Here is a 7,106-nt window from a genome sequence, read left to right as displayed (position 1 = left end):
GGCATTCTCTCTTCTTAACACTCCACATCTCCTTACGGTAATGCTTCTGTGCGTTAAGAATGCTCCTCTACCAAATGTATTTACATACATTCCACAGCTTCGGTGTCGTGTTTTAGCCCCCGGACATTTTCGGCGCAGGGACCTCTCGACTAGTGAGCTATTACGCACTCTTTGAATGTGTGGCTGCTTCTAAGCCAACATCCTAGTTGTCTGTGAAATCCCACATCCTTTTCCACTTAACACGCACTTTGGGACCTTAGCTGGTGGTCTGGGCTCTTTCCCTTTTGACTACCCAACTTATCTCGTGCAGTCTGACTCCCGTACATCATCTGGCCGGCATTCGGAGTTTGATATTCTTTGGTAAGCTTTGACGCCCCCTAGGAAATTCAGTGCTCTACCTCGGCAGACTAATACGAGGCTAGCCCTAAAAGCTATTTCGAGGAGAACCAGCTATCTCCGGGTTCGATTGGAATTTCTCCCCACACCTCATCGCCACCCTTTTCAACGGATGTGCGTTCGGTCCTCCATTTCTTTTACGGAAACTTCAACCTGGACATGGGTAGATCACCGGTTTCGGGTCTACCTTTTACTGACTTAACGCCCTATTAAGACTTGGTTTCCCTTCGGCTCCGCACCTTAAGTGCTTAACCTTGCCAGTAACGGTAACTCGCCGGACCGTTCTACAAAAAGTACGCGGTTCCACCTTTAACGTGGTTCCACAGCTTGTAAACACAGGGTTTCAGGTTCTCTTTCACTCCCCTCCCGGGGTCCTTTTCACCTTTCCTTCACAGTACTATGCGCTATCGGTCACTAAGTAGTATTTAGCCTTGGGGGGTGGTCCCCCCGAATTCCCACAAGGTTTCTCGTGTCTCGTGGTACTTTGGATCCTGCTCGCTGACTATTGCTTTCCCATACAAGGCTTTCACTTTCTATGGCCGGTCTTTCCAGGACCGTTCTGGTAACAAATCGTCTCACTTATTGCAGTCCATAACCCCAGTATGCACGCATACTGGTTTAGGCTCCTTCCATTTCGCTCGCCGCTACTTTGGAAATCGAGTTTTCTTTCTTTTCCTCCGGGTACTTAGATGTTTCAGTTCCCCGGGTTCCCGACGTATGGCTATGGATTCACCATACGACAACTGAGGTTTGCTCAGCTGGGTTTCCCCATTCAGATATCTCCGGATCAAAGGATATTTGCTCCTCCCCGAAGCTTTTCGCAGCTTATCACGTCTTTCATCGGCTCTTAGTGCCAAGGCATCCACCCTGCGCTCTTATTAGCTTAACCAATTCGATGTTCACCTGCGGGTGCGGGCTACTAATCTAAGATACATAGCGTTGTATCTCTGGTCTTAGGTTTGTTATTTCACCGTACGTTACGGTTACTTTAACGAGTTTTGTTTGGTTACATCTTGCGATGTAACACCTCGGATGTCTTGATTTTGTTTTTATACTTTGACATATAAAAACTAATCTAGATATATTTCAATATGTGGTTTTCAAGGTACATGCGTGATGCAATTAAAAGTGTGCACAATGGAATGGAAAACTGTGTGGAAAGCTTGCTCTCATAAGCAGTTTTGTATTTCATTGTATAGGCGTGTAACGCCGTGACTGAGAAAAGCGTCAGCTTTTCGAAGTGCACCTTCACAACTACACCAAATGGAGATGGAGAGATTCGAACTCTTGACCCCCTGCTTGCAAGGCAGGTGCTCTCCCAACTGAGCTACACCCCCGAAAAACTTGGATGTGGGTCTACCCTGTAAAGGCTATCCCTATATTCTTTTTATATGTTTATCATCTGGTTTCATAAACCAATGGGCTTAAGTGGACTCGAACCACCGACCTCACGCTTATCAGGCGTGCGCTCTAACCAGCTGAGCTATAAGCCCATAAATAATCTGGCACCCACCTGCTCTCCCATGCCGTCTCCAGCATAGTACCATCGGCCGCTTAAGTCTTAACCATCGTGTTCGGGATGGGAACGGGTGTCTCCCCTAAGCGCATCGGCACCAGAAATTTCGTGTCTTACTAGTAATGCGTGCACAACGGAATGGAAATGTGTGTTGAAAGCTTGCTTTCATAAGCACATTTGTATTCTGTTGTATAAGCGGCGCAGCCGCGACCGGGCGAACTTGTTCGCAAGGTTACACATTACGGAACTTTGAAACATAAGACTCAACAGTATATAAAACCCTTACTTCTTCTTCCTTAGAAAGGAGGTGATCCAGCCGCACCTTCCGATACGGCTACCTTGTTACGACTTCACCCCAGTTATCAGTCCCGCCTTCGGCAGCTCCCTCCTTACGGTTGGGTCACTGACTTCGGGCGTTACCAACTCCCATGGTGTGACGGGCGGTGTGTACAAGACCCGGGAACGTATTCACCGCGGCATTCTGATCCGCGATTACTAGCGATTCCAGCTTCATGTAGTCGAGTTGCAGACTACAATCCGAACTGAGACGTTATTTTTGGGGTTTGCTCCAGATCGCTCCTTTGCCTCCCTTTGTTTACGCCATTGTAGCACGTGTGTAGCCCAAATCATAAGGGGCATGATGATTTGACGTCATCCCCACCTTCCTCCAGGTTATCCCTGGCAGTCTCCCCAGAGTGCCCAGCTTTACCTGCTGGCTACTAAGGATAAGGGTTGCGCTCGTTGCGGGACTTAACCCAACATCTCACGACACGAGCTGACGACAACCATGCACCACCTGTCTGGAATGCCCCGTAGGGAAGGGATCGTTACATCCCGGTCATTCCGATGTCAAGACTTGGTAAGGTTCTTCGCGTTGCTTCGAATTAAACCACATGCTCCACCGCTTGTGCGGGTCCCCGTCAATTCCTTTGAGTTTCATTCTTGCGAACGTACTCCCCAGGTGGAATACTTATTGCGTTAGCGGCGGCACCGAAGAGCTTTGCTCCCCAACACCTAGTATTCATCGTTTACGGCGTGGACTACCAGGGTATCTAATCCTGTTTGCTCCCCACGCTTTCGAGCCTCAACGTCAGTTACAGTCCAGTAAGCCGCCTTCGCCACTGGTGTTCCTCCTAATATCTACGCATTTCACCGCTACACTAGGAATTCCACTTACCTCTCCTGCACTCTAGCACCACAGTTTCCAAAGCAGTCCCGGGGTTGAGCCCCGGGCTTTCACTCCAGACTTGCAGTGCCGTCTACGCTCCCTTTACACCCAGTAAATCCGGATAACGCTTGCCCCCTACGTATTACCGCGGCTGCTGGCACGTAGTTAGCCGGGGCTTCTTAGTCAGGTACCGTCATTTTCTTCCCTGCTGATAGAGCTTTACATACCGAAATACTTCTTCACTCACGCGGCGTCGCTGGATCAGGGTTTCCCCCATTGTCCAATATTCCCCACTGCTGCCTCCCGTAGGAGTTTGGGCCGTGTCTCAGTCCCAATGTGGCCGGTCACCCTCTCAGGTCGGCTACTGATCGTCGGCTTGGTGGGCCGTTACCTCACCAACTACCTAATCAGACGCGGGTCCATCTCATACCACCGGAGTTTTTCACACCGTACCATGCGGCACTGTGTGCTTATGCGGTATTAGCAGTCGTTTCCAACTGTTATCCCCCTGTATGAGGCAGGTTACCCACGCGTTACTCACCCGTCCGCCGCTCAGTCAATTTCAATTCCGTCCGAAAACTTCCTTGAAATCGCTTCGCTCGACTTGCATGTGTTAAGCACGCCGCCAGCGTTCATCCTGAGCCAGGATCGAACTCTCAAATTAAAGGTGTTCAATCCGGGGTCAAAATCAACTAACTAGCTAATTTATTTCCCGTTTTACTTGTTGTTTGGTTCGTATACAATTGCTTGTATTCGTTCTGAAATTTTCTCATTCAAAGCCATCAAACATGACTTGTTTTATTAGAATTTTCAGGGTTTTACATACTGTTCAATCTTCTGTTTTCAAAGTGCTTTATTTCGTGTCGCTGTCTCAGCAGCAACTTTTATAGGATATCATAACCGATTGTTCTTGTCAACCATTTTTTTGCTTTTCTTCAAAACTTTTTCATCGCTCATCGATGTGTTTTAGAAGAAGTTTTGCCGCCGTTTTCAGCGGCGAGTTATATCATACCAAAGCATCTGACAAAAGTCAACAATTATTTTAAATTGTTTTTATAATTTATTTAATTGCAAATAATGCCTCTGTTAGAATGTGCCGCCTATGTATAAATGTAAAAGTTAAATATAGATATAATGAATCCCGTAAGATTATAAAACAGTCGGATCGTTGCTTTTCTTATGCCATTTGTTCTGCTATAAAGTCATTGTACTATAAATATCGAAAAGGACTGTGTTCTCTTCACAAACCAGGAACCAAGTCTATCACAACCTTAAAACCAACCTATATAAATCAGGTTGTAGTTACAAGACTATAACTTTCAGTAACCATTCTATGTCACCATTTATATTTATTTGAAATTAAGTAACCAAATAGGCAACTCTTATGTTATATTTATAGCATAGTTTGCCGATATAAAATATAGTCGATTTGTATTTAAGAAGGAGGTGTTCCTATGACGCATCTTGGTTCAAGAATCCCAGCGCTACGAAATTCAATGCCTGGCAATCTGCATGACAGATTATTTTTAACAATGGATAATTCAAGGAATGTGGCTTTACAAAGACCAGGCAGAATTAAATCCAATACCCAACGAAATAGATTCACATGGCCCGGTCCAGGTAATCTGATCAGCAAAAGCTCTAGAATCATTTCATCTGACTGTATATACATAGGAATGGAATGACCAGAAACCAGAGCCAGCATCTTTGATTGAAAAGTTTAATAGCGTTGATGTCTATTGACTCCCTCCAAAGAAGCGATTCGAAATCAGCCAATTACTTGCTTACAGGGTTACAGTAGCAGGTATTTTTTTAATGTTAGGGGAAGAAAATGAAAGAAAAAAACAAAAAAGGATTCTTTAGCCTTTTCCAAAATGTAAGGCGCTCTGCGGAAACATCAGAAAAGATCAGTGCAGCTTCTGTCGTTTCACCTGAAGAATCCCAAAATGAAGATCTTAATGAGATAGTATCCGATCCAACCGAACAAAAAAGTTCTGCCGCAACAACCGTATTTTCCGAAATAGAATTTGAAGCGCCTTCCTCTTCTTTAATATGGGAGCCTTCCTATGATCCGCTAATAGTACGGATGGATGAAGAGGCATTATACAGTGAGTGCGCTCAGTTTTCCAGTAAAATGCAATCATTATCCAATGTTTTTAGACGGACATCCGAATCTGCACAAGAACAGGTTCCCCAGCCCAAAGCGGCTCAGGCCTATCTTTATGTTTCAAAGGACCGCATGGCTGCATGGATTTATGTGATCCCTCCATTTAACGACGGTCAGGATATTAAGGAAGAAGATTTAAAATCAATCCTCAATCAGGAGCATGTATCCATAGGAATTATAGAGGAGTCCCTGAAGTCAATTGTTGAAAATCAGGTTTATGGCCAGGCTGTATTGATTGCAAAGGGAATTCTGGCACGTAACGGAATAGATGGTTCTATTAAGGACCATTTTAAACGGGATCTTAAGCTTGAATTTATAGAAGATGAAAACGGATCTGTGGATTATAAAAATTTAAATAATATTCAGTCTGTTAAAGAAGGAGAAATAATCTGCAGCATAACTCTTGCTATACCGGGAGAAAATGGTATGACCATAACCGGGCAGACTTATCCCTGCACTATTAAAGGAACTGATGTTCACGTACCTGTTGGCCGCAATACGATGCTTACGGAGGATCGGACTCTGCTCGTTTCCCAAAAAACAGGCCATGTAACATTTGTTAATGGAAAATTTCAGGTAGATCCTATCCTAAAAATAAATGGTAATATTGATAATAGTACAGGGAACCTGGATTATGACGGAGATATATTGATTACTGGAGATGTAAGAAATGGCTTTTCTGTGAAAGCCAATGGAAGAATTGACATCCGAGGCTCTGTGGAAGGTGCTCAGATAACGGCCCAGGGATCCATTACGATTGCCAGCGGCATGTCAGGAAACGGACGTGGTACTTTAACTTCTGACGCTGATATCAAGTGCCGTTATTTGGAACATTGCACGGTCACTGCCAAAGGCAATGTTTATGCGGAAAGTATTATCAACTCCAAAATAGAAAGCGGTCAGGATATTGTTGTTACCTCCGGCATGGGCGTCATTATCGGCGGTACCCTCTTGGCTGCTAATACCATCAATGCACGTGTGATTGGTTCCAAAGTACGGCGGCTCGTTACCGAACTAATCATTGCAAATGTTCCAAGAAACGTAGAAGAATCCGCTCGGCTTGCCAGAGAGCTGGAACAGCTTCACCATAATATGTCGGAAGTAAGAAAAAATATCACCTATCTTGAAACCACCCAAAGGCCGGACAGACAGGAGCTACTTGATAATTTGAAGCAGGCCTCCACTTATTTAAATCTCCGGGAACAGGAGATTACAAACCGCTTGGAAGAAATAACCGCAATCGACAAGGAGCAGTCCGGAATCATTCAATGCCAACAGCTGCTGCCAGTGGTTCGCATACGGATCGGTTCTTCCAGTCTGCTGGTTCAGGAGGAATACTCCCGGAGTATTGTTTATAAAAACAGCGAAGGCGAAATTACGATCGGAAGTAATTAAATTAGAAGGAGGGAAGCTATTATGAAAAAAACAATTATGATTGTCGATGATTCCATAGTAACACGCAGCGAGATAGAGCAATTACTTAAAGGAACAGATTTTGACGTCGTCTATCAGTGTAGAAGCGGGGAAGAGGCTCTGGAAGCCTATGAAAGAGAAAAGCCCGATATTGTGACCATGGATATCATAATGCCTGGAATCGATGGTATCGAAGCTTCCAAACGCCTGTTGAAGCATCATCCGGAAGCAGGTATCATCATCATCAGCTCTCTTGCTTATGATGAAACACAACAGATGGTACAAGAATTAAGCTCCAACCTTCCTTTTGTTTTCAAGCCAATTAAAAAGTCATATTTTATTGAGGCCCTGTTAAAAGTAAGTGATGCGATTTCCCAGAAGTAAAGTCTTCACTACATAAATTTTTATATAACTAAAATGACATGTTATCTATTATTACATAGAAA

The 7,106-nt window shown here is 44.5% G+C and carries 2 protein-coding genes, 2 tRNA genes and 3 rRNA genes; 2 read left to right on the top strand and 5 right to left on the bottom strand.

The window, feature by feature from the left end:
* The 5 genes from H171_RS23965 to H171_RS23945 form a co-directional block, all read right to left on the bottom strand.
* A 23S ribosomal RNA gene (locus tag H171_RS23965) occupies positions 1 to 1,285 on the bottom strand; the annotation flags it as partial.
* Between the two features lie 375 nt (positions 1,286 to 1,660).
* Positions 1,661 to 1,733, bottom strand: a tRNA-Ala gene (locus tag H171_RS23960).
* A gap of 82 nt (positions 1,734 to 1,815) precedes the next feature.
* A tRNA-Ile gene (locus tag H171_RS23955) sits at positions 1,816 to 1,889 on the bottom strand.
* Between the two features lie 7 nt (positions 1,890 to 1,896).
* Positions 1,897 to 2,014 (bottom strand): 5S ribosomal RNA (rrf, locus tag H171_RS23950).
* A 198-nt stretch (positions 2,015 to 2,212) separates the two neighbouring features.
* Positions 2,213 to 3,744: ribosomal RNA gene (locus H171_RS23945) — 16S ribosomal RNA — on the bottom strand.
* A gap of 1,167 nt (positions 3,745 to 4,911) precedes the next feature.
* Between H171_RS23945 and H171_RS23935 the strand changes: the two genes are divergently transcribed.
* Both H171_RS23935 and H171_RS23930 read left to right on the top strand, forming a co-directional pair.
* On the top strand, positions 4,912 to 6,642 hold the full coding sequence (locus tag H171_RS23935; RefSeq protein WP_100307358.1) for a DUF342 domain-containing protein: 1,731 nt from the start codon (positions 4,912 to 4,914) through the stop codon (positions 6,640 to 6,642).
* Between the two features lie 21 nt (positions 6,643 to 6,663).
* Complete coding sequence (locus H171_RS23930) at positions 6,664 to 7,044, top strand: response regulator transcription factor (protein WP_100307357.1); 381 nt, start codon at positions 6,664 to 6,666, stop codon at positions 7,042 to 7,044.
* Positions 7,045 to 7,106 lie beyond the last annotated feature (62 nt).

The sequence above is a fragment of the [Clostridium] celerecrescens 18A genome, assembly GCF_002797975.1.
Taxonomy (GTDB): Bacteria; Bacillota; Clostridia; order Lachnospirales; family Lachnospiraceae; genus Lacrimispora; species Lacrimispora celerecrescens.
The sequence above is the reverse complement of the archived record's forward strand: the minus strand, read 5'-3'. Positions and strand labels throughout refer to the sequence as shown.

What these genes read in the sequence shown, in the direction of transcription:
- H171_RS23935 (WP_100307358.1), top strand. Translation starts at nt 4,912, where the DNA reads ATGAAAGAAAAAAACAAAAAAGGATTCTTTAGCCTTTTCCAAAATGTA.
- H171_RS23930 (WP_100307357.1), top strand. Translation starts at nt 6,664, where the DNA reads ATGAAAAAAACAATTATGATTGTCGATGATTCCATAGTAACACGCAGC.